Source organism: Desulfoplanes sp. PS50 (assembly GCF_053851535.1).
Map to the genome: position 1 here is coordinate 1 of NZ_JBSPZA010000049.1, position 14,315 is coordinate 14,315.

The 14,315-nt window shown below is 42.9% G+C and carries 13 protein-coding genes; 1 reads left to right on the forward strand and 12 read right to left on the reverse strand.

Annotated elements, in window-relative coordinates:
- Positions 1-92 precede the first annotated feature (92 nt).
- The 12 genes from ACTVJH_RS14885 to ACTVJH_RS14940 form a co-directional block, all read right to left on the reverse strand.
- Entirely contained in the window at positions 93-878 is a 786-nt protein-coding gene (locus tag ACTVJH_RS14885) for a hypothetical protein (protein WP_455992404.1), read from the reverse strand.
- Positions 879-920: 42 nt separating this feature from the next.
- On the reverse strand, positions 921-1,547 hold the full coding sequence (locus ACTVJH_RS14890) for a BRCT domain-containing protein (protein ID WP_455992406.1): 627 nt from the start codon (positions 1,545-1,547) through the stop codon (positions 921-923).
- A 302-nt stretch (positions 1,548-1,849) separates the two neighbouring features.
- Positions 1,850-2,104, reverse strand: coding sequence for a hypothetical protein (locus ACTVJH_RS14895; RefSeq protein WP_455992409.1), 255 nt, complete (start codon positions 2,102-2,104; stop codon positions 1,850-1,852).
- Between the two features lie 179 nt (positions 2,105-2,283).
- Positions 2,284-3,258, reverse strand: coding sequence for a hypothetical protein (locus ACTVJH_RS14900; RefSeq protein WP_455992411.1), 975 nt, complete (start codon positions 3,256-3,258; stop codon positions 2,284-2,286).
- 666 nt (positions 3,259-3,924) lie between these two features.
- Positions 3,925-4,326 carry a hypothetical protein gene (locus ACTVJH_RS14905; RefSeq protein WP_455992414.1) on the reverse strand — a complete coding sequence of 134 codons (402 nt, stop codon included), beginning with the start codon at positions 4,324-4,326 and terminating at the stop codon, positions 3,925-3,927.
- Positions 4,327-4,885: 559 nt separating this feature from the next.
- Positions 4,886-5,353, reverse strand: coding sequence for a DUF2846 domain-containing protein (locus ACTVJH_RS14910; RefSeq protein WP_455992416.1), 468 nt, complete (start codon positions 5,351-5,353; stop codon positions 4,886-4,888).
- Between the two features lie 27 nt (positions 5,354-5,380).
- Positions 5,381-6,022, reverse strand: a complete 642-nt coding sequence (locus ACTVJH_RS14915; RefSeq protein ID WP_455992419.1) for a hypothetical protein — start codon at positions 6,020-6,022, stop codon at positions 5,381-5,383.
- Positions 6,023-6,075: 53 nt separating this feature from the next.
- A complete protein-coding gene (locus tag ACTVJH_RS14920) occupies positions 6,076-7,026 on the reverse strand; it encodes a hypothetical protein (protein WP_455992422.1) in 951 nt (316 codons plus the stop codon).
- Entirely contained in the window at positions 7,023-8,816 is a 1,794-nt protein-coding gene (locus tag ACTVJH_RS14925) for an AAA family ATPase (RefSeq protein WP_455992425.1), read from the reverse strand. The genes ACTVJH_RS14920 and ACTVJH_RS14925 overlap by 4 nt, the downstream gene beginning before the upstream one ends.
- Before the next feature lie 311 nt (positions 8,817-9,127).
- On the reverse strand, positions 9,128-10,639 hold the full coding sequence (locus ACTVJH_RS14930; protein WP_455992427.1) for a sigma-54 interaction domain-containing protein: 1,512 nt from the start codon (positions 10,637-10,639) through the stop codon (positions 9,128-9,130).
- A 788-nt stretch (positions 10,640-11,427) separates the two neighbouring features.
- Positions 11,428-12,726, reverse strand: a complete 1,299-nt coding sequence (locus ACTVJH_RS14935) for a Y-family DNA polymerase (RefSeq protein WP_455992429.1) — start codon at positions 12,724-12,726, stop codon at positions 11,428-11,430.
- Between the two features lies 1 nt (position 12,727).
- Positions 12,728-13,192, reverse strand: a complete 465-nt coding sequence (locus tag ACTVJH_RS14940) for a LexA family protein (RefSeq protein WP_455992432.1) — start codon at positions 13,190-13,192, stop codon at positions 12,728-12,730.
- A gap of 249 nt (positions 13,193-13,441) precedes the next feature.
- On the opposite strand from ACTVJH_RS14940, the gene ACTVJH_RS14945 reads away from it, so the two are divergent.
- Positions 13,442-14,002: a recombinase family protein gene (locus tag ACTVJH_RS14945; protein WP_455992434.1), complete on the forward strand. Its 561-nt coding sequence runs from the start codon at positions 13,442-13,444 to the stop codon at positions 14,000-14,002.
- Positions 14,003-14,315 lie beyond the last annotated feature (313 nt).

Consider the following 14,315-nt stretch of genomic DNA (forward strand, 5'->3'; position numbering starts at 1 on the left):
CAAATGTCCTTGGAAGCATTTTGGAACTAGTCCAAAAAAATATGGATAGTTTCGTTGGTGAAAAAGGACTTCTTGTCAATAAAAACAAACTATTAACGACTAATCGCTAACCCCGAAAGTCGAGTCATTGAATTAATAATGTCCTCATTGGTTGTACCCCAATAATTATTTATAGCTGTCATTCTTGTTGAGCCGTATCCGGATGGAAGGCTAAGAACAACACTATTTGAACTTAAAAAGCTGTTGTGCTCTACAACAGTTTCGGAACTTCCATAACTTGCCCAATTTTTTATGGCATAATCAGTCGTAGGCTCATAGAAAACGTTATTCCTTATGTAGACCTTAACGTCGTCACTGGTTCCTACACTTAATCCGCCACAATTTTGGAAAAAATTTCTTTCGATATAACAATCAGATTTTGGGTACCATAAATAACTATAAGATATGTCCTTTAGTTTTGAATCTTTCAGCATTAAACTTCCATAAATTGCACCACTTCCACGATAAATACTTCCTGAATTAATTTCAGAATATTGAATATTAATCAAAAACAATTCTGAACTAACAGAATTTCCAGGAACTATATTTACATTATTAAATACTATTCTCGATGATTCTGAACCTATGGCATTTAAATTGCCGAAAATTTTTAGACAATGATTTTCTCCAATAACAATAACTCCAGGCTCAATAGTAAGACTTACACCATAAGCAACTTGAATATCACTTGTTATCAAATAAGGTGAATTTGACAATGTCCATATTGTATTCGTATCAATAATACCACTTGTATTTGCACAAAAAACATTACTTGTTAATAGGTTTATAATAATTGTCAAAAAAATACATCTCAAGACGAATCTCGATTTTCTAATCATTTGATTTTTTTCCTCTTCCTATTACTCCTTGGAATTTTTACGTTAACAAATAGCACATGCCCAATGATCCTCAGAGATGATGGCCAGACCGGTTTCTTCTCTGTAGGCAATGGCCTTTTCTATTTTTCTGCCGTGGGTTGAGTGAATCCAGCTGCTGCTTCCGATGGAGCCGATGACGAGGTAGTCGAGCTGTTTGCTGATGGTGTTTTTGAAAATACCGCCCCTGGAAACCACTTCCCGCCCGCATGCCTTGCGAGGACCAAGGGCGAAGTTGCCGGTGAAGCAGAAGATGTGATTTTGGAAAACGACTTCAGGCTGGGGGTCATTCAGAGGAAGGGATGATGGCATGGCGGTCATATTTTCAAGGACGGAGTTGTTGCCTGTGGAATGTTTGAGAAAGGAGAGGAGATCCCGGCGCTCATCATCGTCCATGACTCCGTCCTGAAAGATATCCTTGAGCCGAGAATACAGGGCGGGCATGAGAACATTATCCGAGGCCATCCGGTTTTTTCCAAGCCATTCCAGCAGAAATTTGGCCTCGTCCTGGTTGACGTCCCCGTCTGCCAACACTCCTCGACATATTCCCAAAAGTTCATCCATGACCCGATCAGCAACGCGGTCAATGCTGTAATTGGCAGGACAAGGGGTGATGTCGTAATCGTCAGACATGATTCCTCCGCAAGGCTACATAGAAATTGACGTGAGAAGCAGGGCAGGTTTGTTGTTTCTCGTGCTGCTTAGATTGATGTTTTGGGGGGTAAAAACATGGTTTTAATGCCTGAAATGGGCCTTGTTTGCGGCGTTTATTTCAAAATATTGGCTGGTTAACTAGGTCCGACCCCGTTAGTAAATGGATGTCTATAGCTTTTTTTTAGCTGACTCTGCGATCCCGTAAACCAATGAAGTGTCAATCTGTCTCAGAAGAAGCAATGTCCCCTTATTGTATCACTGTTGGTTTTTTGTTTCTTTTATTACCGCATTAAATTTACCAACAACCCAGCCAATATGCTCCAGAAAATGAAAACAATAATGCCAGCAGGGACAGCAGCAATTGCTAATTTTACCAAAAATCCAACCAGTTTTGAGAATGGTATATCAATTTCAGTTACTATTACATATTGTGTATTTTCAGCTTGTGCCTTTTGTTTTGCTTTTTGTTTTGCATCCCACTCTGCTTTATTTTGGGAAAGTTTAACGTGGGGCGGCGTATTAATTGATCCATTCATATTTCAACCTCCGAGTAAAAATGTAAATCGTTTACGTCGGCACTGTTTTTCAGCCTAACAACAGGGGTAAGCTGCCGCCAACATTGCGAGGCAGCCACCGTTCTCGTTGCTCCTGACTTGGTGCGGAGAAGTGGCCAACAAAAATCGCCATAATGTTGGCGGTCTGCTTGACCCCATGGTTAGGGATTTACCCCAAAGAGCCTGTACGTTGCACTCCTCAGTTCCTCATCACAGCACCCGTATTCATCAACATGTTGAATGATCCGATCAACCTGCAATCTAGATCGGAACGGAAGCGAAAGAATTTCTTCAATTTCGTCGTTTGACAAGTATCTATCCAGATACATGTATGGATCTATCTTTTTCTGGGGAAACAATTGAGTCAAAAGACGATTCCACATGCTTTGTGTGTTTACGGCGTTGTACATTCTTTTGCAGGTTAAGTATTCTTCCAAATCGTCTGAATTCATTTCCCAAGCTTGGCTGCGGAACCAATCATGGAAGGATTTTACTTTCGTCGAATAATCGTTGAAAAGCTGCTCGACATTTATTCCTTCGTGATTTGAGTCAATGTATTTCCTGGACAGGGCGTTCCAACGGTCCCATTTATTTAAGTCTTCAATGCTGAACAGAAAGAAAACGCTTCTACCTTCTTTGTCCCATTTGGTTACCCAGTTGCTTTTCGCTATTCGCACGTGTGTCGTGAAATTCCTGAGATCCTGGATAAACTTATGAAGAGGGTTTTCAGCAAAGCTCTCGTTTATTCTTTCCTGGTAATGTTCGACCAGAAAACGGTCTGAGGCTATTCTGGTGTGATCGACCAGCGCCATTGCGGCCATAGTCGCTGAGAATATACCTCGCTGAATTCGAATCTCCAGCCGTTCGAAGTCGATTCGCCTCGGTCTATTCCAGAATTCGGGATTCTCTGATGCACTCTTGAAGTGATTAATGGACGAAAACAAATCGTAATTGGCGTCCAGAAATATACGCAGTGATAAATGAAGCGACTCCAATTCCGAGAAGACTTCTGCCCCAGGGAGTGACTCTATTGTCTGCAGCGTCTTAACCAAATCTTGGAACATAGACGAAACTATCTGTTCCTTTGTCCAAGGCTTTTCTGCACTCCAAATCGGTATTTCGTTTCTGTCTGTCATTATTATTCAATCCCTAGCGCCCAAGCTCAGAGACGCTGTGCCGATTCATCGCGCAGCGTCTCTTGGATCTCAGTGTTAGGAATCAGGCACAAGAAACTCGAAAACATGGCACTACCGTCCCATCTGCGGCGACTTTCAGGTAAGGGACCTTCACATTTCTTGTGAAATGCTAGCGACTGAGAGAATTGCCGATGCTCTCATATTGCCCCTTACAGGTGGCAAACCCATCGTTCCAACCGGTATTATAAACAGGGTCTGAAAGGTATCTTGATACGTCTTTCTCAGCCTTGGCATATGGGTGGCCTGCTGCCACGTAGCCTGAGCCGCAGCCAGCAGAATATCCGTCGACATAGGCTGGCGGTTGACCAGATGTATTTCGTTTGGTTACGGCATCAACCGGCGCACACGCTGAAATGCCTATTGAAAGCATAAGCAGAATAGCCGCGGACCATAATTCCCTTTTCATTTCTTTCTCCTTTTAGTCTTTGATATGGCACACATATTGGAACTCCTAACGACAAGTTCACCGGAGAGCGAAGCGAATCTGGTGAAACGATATGTTGGGCAGCCTGTCTCACATGTCAAGGCCTGAACCCGTTACCTCTTAATGATATCAACCTATTTTCTTACCAGCGTCCCTTTTGTCTTCAAGCAGTGTCGCTGGCCCTATTTCAACTTGTTGCAGTCGCCGCATGCCTTGATGCGCCTGATCTGTGCTAGCACAGAACTACTCCAAGTCACCATGGCAGTATAGCCTTTATATTTGGTAGTCTCGTTTTCACCGATATCGAAGTCGATGATTACGTAAGGATTCGATTGCGTCCAACCCATTGAATAGATGAACATTGAAAATTTCCCGCTACCGTCCGGATTTTTTACGATCATTGCGCTGCCCCCAGGACCGCAGACATAGTTCGTCGTTTCGGCACATTCAGCGGCCTTTTCAATCGACATTTGAATCACTCCTGAGTGGCGCAAATGCGAATCGTTTCGTACATCAGCAACACTCAAGTTTTGCATCGGGGCGCACCCACTTATGATAAGCAGCATAATCCAAAGATATTTCATGACGACCTCACCCATTCAAAATGAAACTGAAAACAACTTGCTGTTTGTGATAGCCCCTATCGTCACGCCCAATAAGTTATTATATGGTTTCCTGATAAATCCCAAAAAAACCTACTCTTGGCACTTGTATTGGTCCATTGTGGCAGATTTTCTAACCTGACAATTCCGAATTAGGCATGTTATAATAATCTTTTTAGCGTTCAACGACTATGATCAGGATGCCTGACGATATCCAAGGACGTTTTGAAAAATCCTTGGCTAATGAATCCATCCCCGAGGGGGGGCAAGGCCATTTTATCGCAAGTGGCTGCGGTATACTTGGATTTTTGTCATAAGTACCCGCATGACGTATGGGACCGGGAAAGTTTGGAGCCCTTTATGGGAAAACTTGCCGAAAAGAATCAACCGGCCAATTTGTTACGCCAAGCATCGCATGCCGTTTTAATTTTTTACAAATTTTGCCAGGCCGATCAGGTATACCTTCAGAAAGTCCGAATTTTGAAAAATTAAATTATATTTTAACTACATGAAACTATTTATACAGAATATTAAAAAATCGCTAATTTGTACTTTTTGCATCTGCATCTTCTAACGGAGGGATGAGTTTGCATTTTGAAATTTCTTCTTCTGCAATATTGGGATCAACTACAATTAAGTGAGGACGGCCAACAAAGAAGCCGACACCTACAGTACCCTTTATATAATAAGTTTCTCCATTGTTAACATCAAGAGTTACAGCGCTTTTTGATTCTGTTTTTGCCCAAAATTCAACTTCTCCAGGGTTCGAAAAATACGGAAAATAGCCACCGTTATAAAGTGTCGTGATGGGATTTTCTCCAACTTTTACGTCGTACGGTACTCCTGCTCCACAAAAATTATTTGGCCTGTATATGTATATAAGACCTTTGTCTTCTTTAACCTCTTCAACAGGGGTGAATTTGGGTCCTAAAGAAGCACATCCGGTTAAAAGAAATGCTAACAGACAAATTGTAGTGAATCGAATTTGGATCTGACTTCTAAAGCACATTTTGCTATCCTCCTAGAATGGATAAGTTTATTCGAGAAAATCTAATAACTTTTGTTTGTCCCTATTCATCTGATATTCAATATTTTTCTTTACTGCTAACAAGCCCTTTTTTCTCATCTCGGAATACGTTTCGCCTTCATGGAAAATGTTTCGGTCTTTTTTTAAATGGCATGTAGCAACGTATTCTATTGGTATTTTTGTTTTGTTGGATATTGATAATTTTGCCTCAACGATTAATGAATTTTTACCTATAGGGACGCCAATAATTGTTAGAGGGTTGAAAAGTGGTATCGCTTGGTGCATATTATCCTTTTGATAAAGAACAACATATTTGTAGCAGATGAATATATTTTCGGTTTCGTCATTTTCTTTTATCGTGTCTGGTACATAATCTCTGTTCCCTTTAAAACCTTTTAAAATGCCAGATATGTAAAAATTTTTGTTTATTGTTGAATTTTTTATTTCTGGAATCGTATAAATCTTTGTTGATGCACACCCATGCAAACATAGACAAAAAACTATAAAAAATAATTTTTTGGAGTAATTAATATTCAGAATGTTGATGATGCAGGAGAATATTTTGTGGTATCTCATTTCGGTAATCAAAACATTTTTGTTCCCGAATATAGCGGAATCGACAGGATCGGGCTGTTGCTTGTACTGCCGCATTGGCGATCTCCTTGTTGCTTTTTTAGCCTTGAATATGCGGTTTTAGTGCAAAGCTAATCCGAAACTTCACCATTGAAAAATTGAAATTTACCAATCAACCTGCGTCTTTTATAGTGTGGATTAAATTCACGTTCAACATCGTCTTTCGTATTTCGATCAAGCCTTGCCCAAGTGGTCATATTATGACTATCGGTAGTTGTATCAAAACTATTTGAGCATACAATACCAATCAAATCGGATATGATATATCGATCATGAAAATCATCCCAAATAAATACTTTTATATTCAAATTAGTTTCTCCAAATTTCTTTAGGAAAATTTCTTTCCATTCATCAATTTCTATACGTTGAGCTTTTTTTCCTGATCCTATCTGGTACTTTCTATGAATTTCCAATGCAAAATCTGAGTTTTTGTTTGTATTTTCAATAGACTTAATGATCTCTTTCATAGATGAATATCTTGGTTCCCTAGGATCAATATAGGGATCAATAATCATCATTGAATTGGATAACCTCAATACAAGATCAAGATTATCTAGATACGAACACGTTGTTCGTTCAATTCGTATCGTATTTGACCTTTTTTTATCCCATTTATCAGAAATTATTCCATTGATGCAGCATGTGTACTCATTTATATCAATTTTATTGAATAATTTTGGACTGACAAAAATACCATTTAGGCTTTTTTCTCTGCAAGATGCTACAGCTTCTTTGTGCCAATCGAGATCATTGTTCGGTTGGTATTCAAGTACTGAATGGTAATCCCTATATCTGTTGTTTTTGATTTTTTTCAAACATTCCATACCACGTCTGTGCCATTCTCTTTTTCTATCTTTTACGAAATTTTTTAACAATTCACCTCTAAGATTTCGCGCAATGCCGTCGTTTCTAAATATACTTATCAATGATTTGATGCTGAGATCACACTCTGTTTCATTTATGTATGATTTTGTATCAAAAATATCAGGTGTAAAAGTATACTCATTCAACAATGACATCATAGCACCTCTTCCAGATCTTCTTCGAAAAAACCTCCCGGCCACGACTTGACCAATTCACCTCTCACATTCAGTGGCATTTCTCTGGCGACGGTCTTGCCTCGATCAATCTCAACATAGAAAACACCAACCTGATCTGGTGTGGAATCTGTTCCTTTTGTAAAATGTCGCATATTGGATTGCTCAGATCTTTCGAAAGTTTCTCTGATCCTTCGCATTATTCTGAGCAGGAGATGCTCACTGTGGGTTTCAATGAGCAGGCATACCTTGCTGTTTTGCGCACAGGACAAAAAGAGATCCCCGAGTTCGACCTGAAGGGCCGGATGGATGTGGAGTTCCGGTTGTTCAATGGCCAGAAAACCATTTTTGGTTTGCAATGCTGCAACGACAACGGGTAAGATTTGCGAGATTCCGACACCAACATCGATAGGGCGGAGTTCTGCATTATTTTGGGTGTTGATTATATAGATTTCCGAATTTTCTTTTTTTTGAAAGACATATCCTGTTTTGAGCCGATCCAACATCCAGTGATTGACTTGATCGAGAAATTCTTGATCACAGTTGGCCAATGTGTCCCACGCAGCCGATCCGTCAAACCATTTTGTCGGATCAATGTAGCTGTCAGACTGATAATTTCGCGGGATTCTATTGCGAATGGGTCCGATATAGGTGATTTGATTAATGCCAGTACGCAACAATTGCCCAAAACCTACAAAGATTTGTCGCAAAACAGATTTCATACTGCATTCAGCTGAGAACCATAAATCAATATTTTTAGGATCACCCTTGGTATAAAACCCCTCGAATTCCAGTAATCCATCCCACTTTGGAAGAGAGTCATTGCAAGGACTACATTCGATGTGTAAATCAGAGTTGAGTTCTTCAATTTCAAAAAAACTTTTAAAATAAATCCAGAACTCATATTCCATCAGCATCTTATAAGATTTATTGCTTTTTTCGTTTATTTCTCTAAATTTTTCTCGGATAATAATTTTATCCTCTTCATTATCTATTGTGTCTTTACTGTTTTTCTTAAATAATTTATTAGTAAAATCATCGAATTTTTTTATGTTTTCGCAATATTCGACAATTTTTATTTTTGCATCTTTAGTTTTTTCAAGATGAGTTATTTCTTCTGTAATATTACTAAATGCATTTATCGTTTCATCATATGAAAAATTACCAATATCTTCATTGTTATCGTTATAAAAATTTTTCATTGATAAAGAAGCATGAAAAAAATTTATAAAATTGATAAATGTCTTATTTTCACCGAGAGGAGATATCATTGCTCCTATCATTTCGTTGTTTATGTAAACTGAATATTTCGTAACACGTACCTTTTGTAAAATATTATCATATGATATTTCAAATTTAATATTTGCAGTCGATATATCTGGAGAATATTTTGAAAAGAGACTCCAATTCATAATATTTGGATATTTAGTTTGATTCATATCCATAAGCACACTTGCATCTTGGTCATCATAAAAATCATCGATATACTGCCCTTTTATATCTAACAGAAAATCAAAGACAATTTTCTGATCTGTATCATGCAAATGTATAAAATTTTCAAATTCACCCAAATCAATCGCTGATCCACCCAATGCTGTTGATCGTGGGTTCGGATGGCTTCTCTCGATGATCTCTCTCGCGTAATGCAACGCCTGTATGATCGTACTCTTCCCCGCACTGTTGGGTCCGAAAAGCAGGTTGAGGGGTTTGAATTCGATCTCGAGTTCGTCCTTGATCCCTTTGAAATTGGAAACGCGCATTGATTTGATGATCATCTGATTACCTCGTGATATGACATGAAGGGAAAATTTGGTTTTGGTGCCGGTGCATCGCAACTGATATTTCCCTTATAAGCATTGGCTGTGCCAACCGGAATGATTGAATGTTCGAAATCTTTAGCGTTGGTACAACCTATCGGGATAAAAGTATTTCTTTGGATGATTTCGTTTTAGAGTATCTGTCTTGGGGCGCGGGTTTGCTCTGTGATTCATAAAATTTTTTATGTTCAGGGATGTTTTCTTATGAATGTTCATTGCTTCGAGAAAATGAGTCCTTCTGAACCGTTATCGAATTTGTTTAGGAGTTCTCAGCTCTCAATTTCCTGTCGGACCCCGTACTTTTTGATCCAGTTGTTCAGGGTCTGGTAGTTGGGCAATCCCAGCATGTTGGCAGCCTTTGTCTTGTTGCCTTTCGTTGTTCTCAGGGCCTCTGCAATGTAATGCCCGGCCACTTCCCCCATGGTGTCCTGGAGGCAGAACCCTTTTTTCAGAGAGCGTCCCATGATGTTGTCGGAGGTTTTTTTCTCGAGCAGAATGATCGATTCCTCGACGTCGTCTCCAGCAACCCTTTCTCCTTCGGTCCAGATGACCAGACGCTGCAGGGTATTCAACAGTTCACGGACATTGCCCGGCCAGTGGTGGCTTATGAGGCGGTTTTTGGCCGCTGCGGAAAGTTCCTTATGTGTGAATGATGGATCTTCCCTGCTGTTTTCATTCATCTTTGCCCAGAGCGTGTCGATCAAAAGAGACAAGTCGCCGTGTCGTTCCCGCAGTGGCGGGATATTGAGCACGGCAACGGCCAGACGATAGAAGAGGTCGGATCTGAATTTGTTGTGTATGGTTTGTTGGACAAGGGAGCGGTTTGTCGCGGCAACGATACGCACGTCCAGTGATTTGACCTTGCGTGATCCCACCGACTGAACCTCGCCTTCCTGAAGAACCCGCAAAAGCTTTACCTGGGCCATCTCTGGCAGTTCACCAACTTCATCGAGAAACAGTGTACCTCCGTCCGCTTCTTCAAAGAACCCCTTTTGACCAGTTACAGCCCCGGTAAATGCTCCTTTTTCGTGCCCGAACAGCTCCGACTCCAGCAGTTCTCCGGGAATGGCGCCGCAATTGATGGTGACAAAAGGTCCTTTAGAGCGAAGGCTTGCCTTGTGGATGGCTCTGGCCAGCAATTCCTTGCCCGTTCCGGATTCGCCTTCGATCAGAACGGGGACGGAACGCTTTGCAACCTTTGCCGCTCTGTGAATGAGCCGCTGCATGACGTCACTTCGATGGATGATGTCACCGAACCCAGCTTGTACGGGAGGATGACCGGCAGACAATTGGGCTAGTTTGCTGTCGGATGGCAGGAAAAGATCCGGGATGAAATCAGCGGCAATATCCATGGGAACCGAAGCCGTCTGGACGCCGTGTTTCACTGATGACTGGATGAGCTCGGCCGGAAATCTGGTTTTGCCCAGAAGAATCCATACCGTGGCCATGATGGGGGTGCCCGGGCTGAGATGAAAGGTGAGCCGGGCATCAGGGTTGTTTTTGACAATATTTTTGAGCAGGTTCCGAGCGGATTCGTAAATCTCTCGAAAACATGTGGGGCTCGAGAGTTCCACATGTGTGACACTGACCGGTACGCTTGATTGGGATTTCAGCCAATCCTGATATTTTTGGGCCAGTTCCCACGAATAGTCTGAAAGGAGATACAGCGTATCGAAATGCCGCGCCTTGACGGCCTGTCCCAGTGGTCCCAATTCGGTTTCCGGGAGATGTTGAGAGGCATTGAGATCGGCTTTACCGATCCAGGAGACGAGAATATTCATAGGCGATTGTGGTGAAGCGATACAGCTATCGTGATGAAGGGTGTCTGTATGGAGATGATAAAGATGTCAGACGTTCCGGGGGTGGACAGGAGAGGGGCGGGGCGTGGTAACGGCCTTTTTCTCTTCCTGTTCGAAACCCTCCCCTGGCCCCTCTCAGAACTACGGGAGGGGAGCTACCGGGTACGTGTATACGTTCTATCCGGTATGCGCCGGAAGTTTTTCTTCCACAAAGGTTATCTGCAACCAGCTGGGTTCTTGAAGAAAAGTACGCTTTTGCCGGACGGATGAATCTTTTTTTTTGAGGGGAGCAGCAAGCGAAATTAATCTTCTTGCCGTTGTGTAGGCAGCAACCATGCTAAGAAGATCATGAAATTGCTATTAATTTACGCTATGTTGTTATTGAATTCAAGTTAAAATCCAAGATTTTTAAATTACATGAGCGGAACATTGAATTTATGTCATACATAAAATGACGTGATAGTGTCTCAAGTGGAATTTTTGCATGTCAACTTTAAGAAATTGTATTACAATATTATCAACATCTTGATATTTAAAACATCTTAGTTCGTCTCTTTTGAAAGAGTTGTATGACAATTTTTTTAGGGGAAAATTGGGGAAACAGAAAATCGAACATATTGAGCGGTAATTTTGAAGGTATAGATAGTGAGGGGAAGGTTCGTCGGCTTGGAATTTTGAAAGTTTCAGGATCAGGTTACAAGCGAGAGTGATCAAAGAGAATCCGACTGGTAATCATCGAAGTCCAGTAACGATCTGAACCCGGGTGGGATTCAGCTTACCTCAACCAGCTCGCCCCATGATGTGGTGTATCGCTTGGAGAGAAATTCCCGGCGCATATGCCATTTTTTGTGTCCAAGACCAGCGGAAGCCGGGGTGACGGTGGCGCTGCCGTAATGGTTGTTGATGGAGTCCATCACGGACATGAGGGATTGGTGGCGGGATTTTTCGTTGGGAGAGGGATCGAAGAAGGATCGCTGGCGACTGGAAGGAGTGGCAAGATCGGTGAGCATGACCCCGACCTTTTGGAATGTATAGCCGGGACGGTAAATTTTTTCCAGAATCGCCCGGGCCTTTGACTGGATGATCGGGGTATAGGATGTGGCGGGCATGAGGGTGAGGCATGCTGATTCGGCATATTGGGGTTCCGGGCGGAATCGGTTGGTCGCCAGGAATACGTGTACGCAGCCGGTCGTGAGTTCTTTCCGGCGCAGTTTTTCCCCGGCCCGGACGACGTAGGATGTCAATGCCTCCTGGAGGCTTTCAATATCGGAGAGGCCGGTTCCAAAAGAACGGGAGCAGACCAGACTTTTGGGGGACGGTGGGGCCTGCTCCAAAGGGATGCAGGGAATCTGGCCGAGTTCCAGAACCGTATGCAGGCCCGTGATTTTGAGATGATTTTGAATCCATGTATGCGGCATGGCAACAAGATCGGATGCGGTCCGGATGCGTTTTGACCGCAGCAATTTTTCGTATCGTCTGCCGATTCCCCAGATATCCCCGATTTCGGTTCGGGAAAGTCCGTCACGGATTTGGTCGGGAGCGTTCAGAACGCAAACCCCTTTTGTGGTCGGATCTTTCTTGGCCAGCCGGTTGGCAACTTTGGCCAATGTTTTGGTCCGTGCGAACCCCACTGAAACCGGAATCCCGGTCCAGGTGAGCACTGTTTTTCTGATGGCCCGGCCTATGTTCACAAGTCGTGCCGCGTCTGCGGATCGGAAAAACAGGAAGGACTCATCGATGGAGTATATCTCGATGTCCGGACAGAATCGGCCCAAGGTGGTCATGACCCTGGAGGACATGTCCCCATAGAGACTGTAGTTGGACGAAAACACACGGACGTTGTTCTGCTTGAAGAACTTTGTGAATTTGAAGGCTGGTCCGCCCATGGGGATGTTCAGTGCCTTGGCCTCGTTGGACCGGGCGATCACGCAGCCGTCATTGTTGGAAAGAACGACCACAGGCTTGTCCACGAGTTTGGGATCAAAAACCCGTTCGCAGGAAACATAGAAGTTGTTGCAGTCGACAAGGGCAAAGAAGTCGTTGGTCAAAGGAGGTGCGAACGAAGTCATTTCAGAACCTCCTCACAATGCCTGTGACCACGCCCCAGATGACCAGCTCCTGTTCGTTTCGGATCGTAATGGGCTTGTAGTTGGGATTTTCCGGAACCAGCATATATCCCTTTGGATTTTTTTCCAATCGTTTGATGGTCAGTTCCCCATCCAGAACAGCAACCACAATTTTGCCGGGCACGGGTTCCCTGGACCGGTCCACAATTATCACGTCCTTGTCGTTGATCCCGGCCCCGATCATGGAGTCGCCGGAAACTCGCATCATGAATGTGGCCACCGGGTTGTCGATCAGGTACTCATTTAGATCCAGAGTGTTCTCAATATAGTCGTCAGCCGGAGAAGGAAATCCTGCGGGGGCATGGCTCAAAACCAATGGAATTGAGGCTTTGGATTGCGAGTCGACCACGGCTCGCCCGAGAAAAGGCGCAAAGGAATGGTCGGCAGAAATTTTTTGATGGGGGTTCATGATGCCTGGTTGAAGAGGTTGGAGGTAGAATAAGGTTTTGCTTGTTAATTTTATTTAACAGACTATCGTGAACCTTCCTTGATTGCAATGTGCCTAAAACGAGTACACTTGATTTGGGTATAACGATGGGTACGGATAATGTACCCAAAAAACAGAAGTATTTCGCATTGTAGGTACGTTTTGTCTTTACCCCTAGAGTTCATTTGGGTACAATTAATTTAACAAAACCAAAAGAAAGGGGATTTGATCTTGGCCCAGGTTGCATACATCAGAGTTTCAAGCGTTGACCAAAATATTGAGAGGCAGTTGGCAGACTGCGGTGTGAAGTTTCAAAAATCCTTCATCGATAAAACTTCCGGGAAAAACAAGGAGAGGCCCGCGTTACGAGAATGCCTGGAATACTTGCGGGAAGGGGATGTTTTGCACGTTCACAGCATCGACCGCTTTGCCCGCAATTTGAAAGACCTGCAGGAGATGGTTTCCGATCTCAATCAGCGCGGAGTCAGCATTCATTTTTACAAGGAGAACTTAATTTTTGGGGTGAATGGCTCAAACCCCATGAATAAACTCATGCTCCAGATGATGGGCGCGTTCGCGGAGTTCGAGCGTTCAGTCATCCGAGAACGCCAGCGAGAGGGAATAGAAAAGGCTCGGGCGGCTGGAAGGTATAGCCATGGGAAGGGAGGTCGGAAAAAAAGTCTTGATCGCTCGAGGATTCTCCAGTTGAGGGAATCTGGAATTTCCTACCGCAAGATTAGCGAACAGGTGGGGTGCAGTCTCTCAAGTGTTCAGAGAGTGCTGGCTGAGTAGGATCTGAGATTAAGGATTACCTGCATTCCAGGGGAGCGCAACAGCTCCCCTGGAATGCCAAATAGACTAGATATCTCCAAAGCCGCAACCAATGGAAGTATCGATACCGAAAGAATCGTCTATGCCGCAGGAACAGTCATCCATACTGCAGGAAAAATCATCCATACCACAACTTGAGAATGAATCACTCGACTTTCGGAGTTTATTTTGCTTTCAAAATTAGAACAAACATCCTGAAATAACTAATTTTTTACTTGAAGAGATCCTTGTTTTTTAGTATTTCTCTTGTTTCCACGCAATAGAATACAAAAAA

Excerpts from the sequence above, each read along its gene's own strand:
- ACTVJH_RS14885 (WP_455992404.1), bottom strand. The coding sequence starts at position 878 with ATGATTAGAAAATCGAGATTCGTCTTGAGATGTATTTTTTTGACAATT.
- ACTVJH_RS14890 (WP_455992406.1), bottom strand. The coding sequence starts at position 1,547 with ATGTCTGACGATTACGACATCACCCCTTGTCCTGCCAATTACAGCATT.
- ACTVJH_RS14895 (WP_455992409.1), bottom strand. The coding sequence starts at position 2,104 with ATGAATGGATCAATTAATACGCCGCCCCACGTTAAACTTTCCCAAAAT.
- ACTVJH_RS14900 (WP_455992411.1), bottom strand. The coding sequence starts at position 3,258 with ATGACAGACAGAAACGAAATACCGATTTGGAGTGCAGAAAAGCCTTGG.
- ACTVJH_RS14905 (WP_455992414.1), bottom strand. The coding sequence starts at position 4,326 with ATGAAATATCTTTGGATTATGCTGCTTATCATAAGTGGGTGCGCCCCG.
- ACTVJH_RS14910 (WP_455992416.1), bottom strand. The coding sequence starts at position 5,353 with ATGTGCTTTAGAAGTCAGATCCAAATTCGATTCACTACAATTTGTCTG.
- ACTVJH_RS14915 (WP_455992419.1), bottom strand. The coding sequence starts at position 6,022 with ATGCGGCAGTACAAGCAACAGCCCGATCCTGTCGATTCCGCTATATTC.
- ACTVJH_RS14920 (WP_455992422.1), bottom strand. The coding sequence starts at position 7,026 with ATGATGTCATTGTTGAATGAGTATACTTTTACACCTGATATTTTTGAT.
- ACTVJH_RS14925 (WP_455992425.1), bottom strand. The coding sequence starts at position 8,816 with ATGATCATCAAATCAATGCGCGTTTCCAATTTCAAAGGGATCAAGGAC.
- ACTVJH_RS14930 (WP_455992427.1), bottom strand. The coding sequence starts at position 10,639 with ATGAATATTCTCGTCTCCTGGATCGGTAAAGCCGATCTCAATGCCTCT.
- ACTVJH_RS14935 (WP_455992429.1), bottom strand. The coding sequence starts at position 12,726 with ATGACTTCGTTCGCACCTCCTTTGACCAACGACTTCTTTGCCCTTGTC.
- ACTVJH_RS14940 (WP_455992432.1), bottom strand. The coding sequence starts at position 13,192 with ATGAACCCCCATCAAAAAATTTCTGCCGACCATTCCTTTGCGCCTTTT.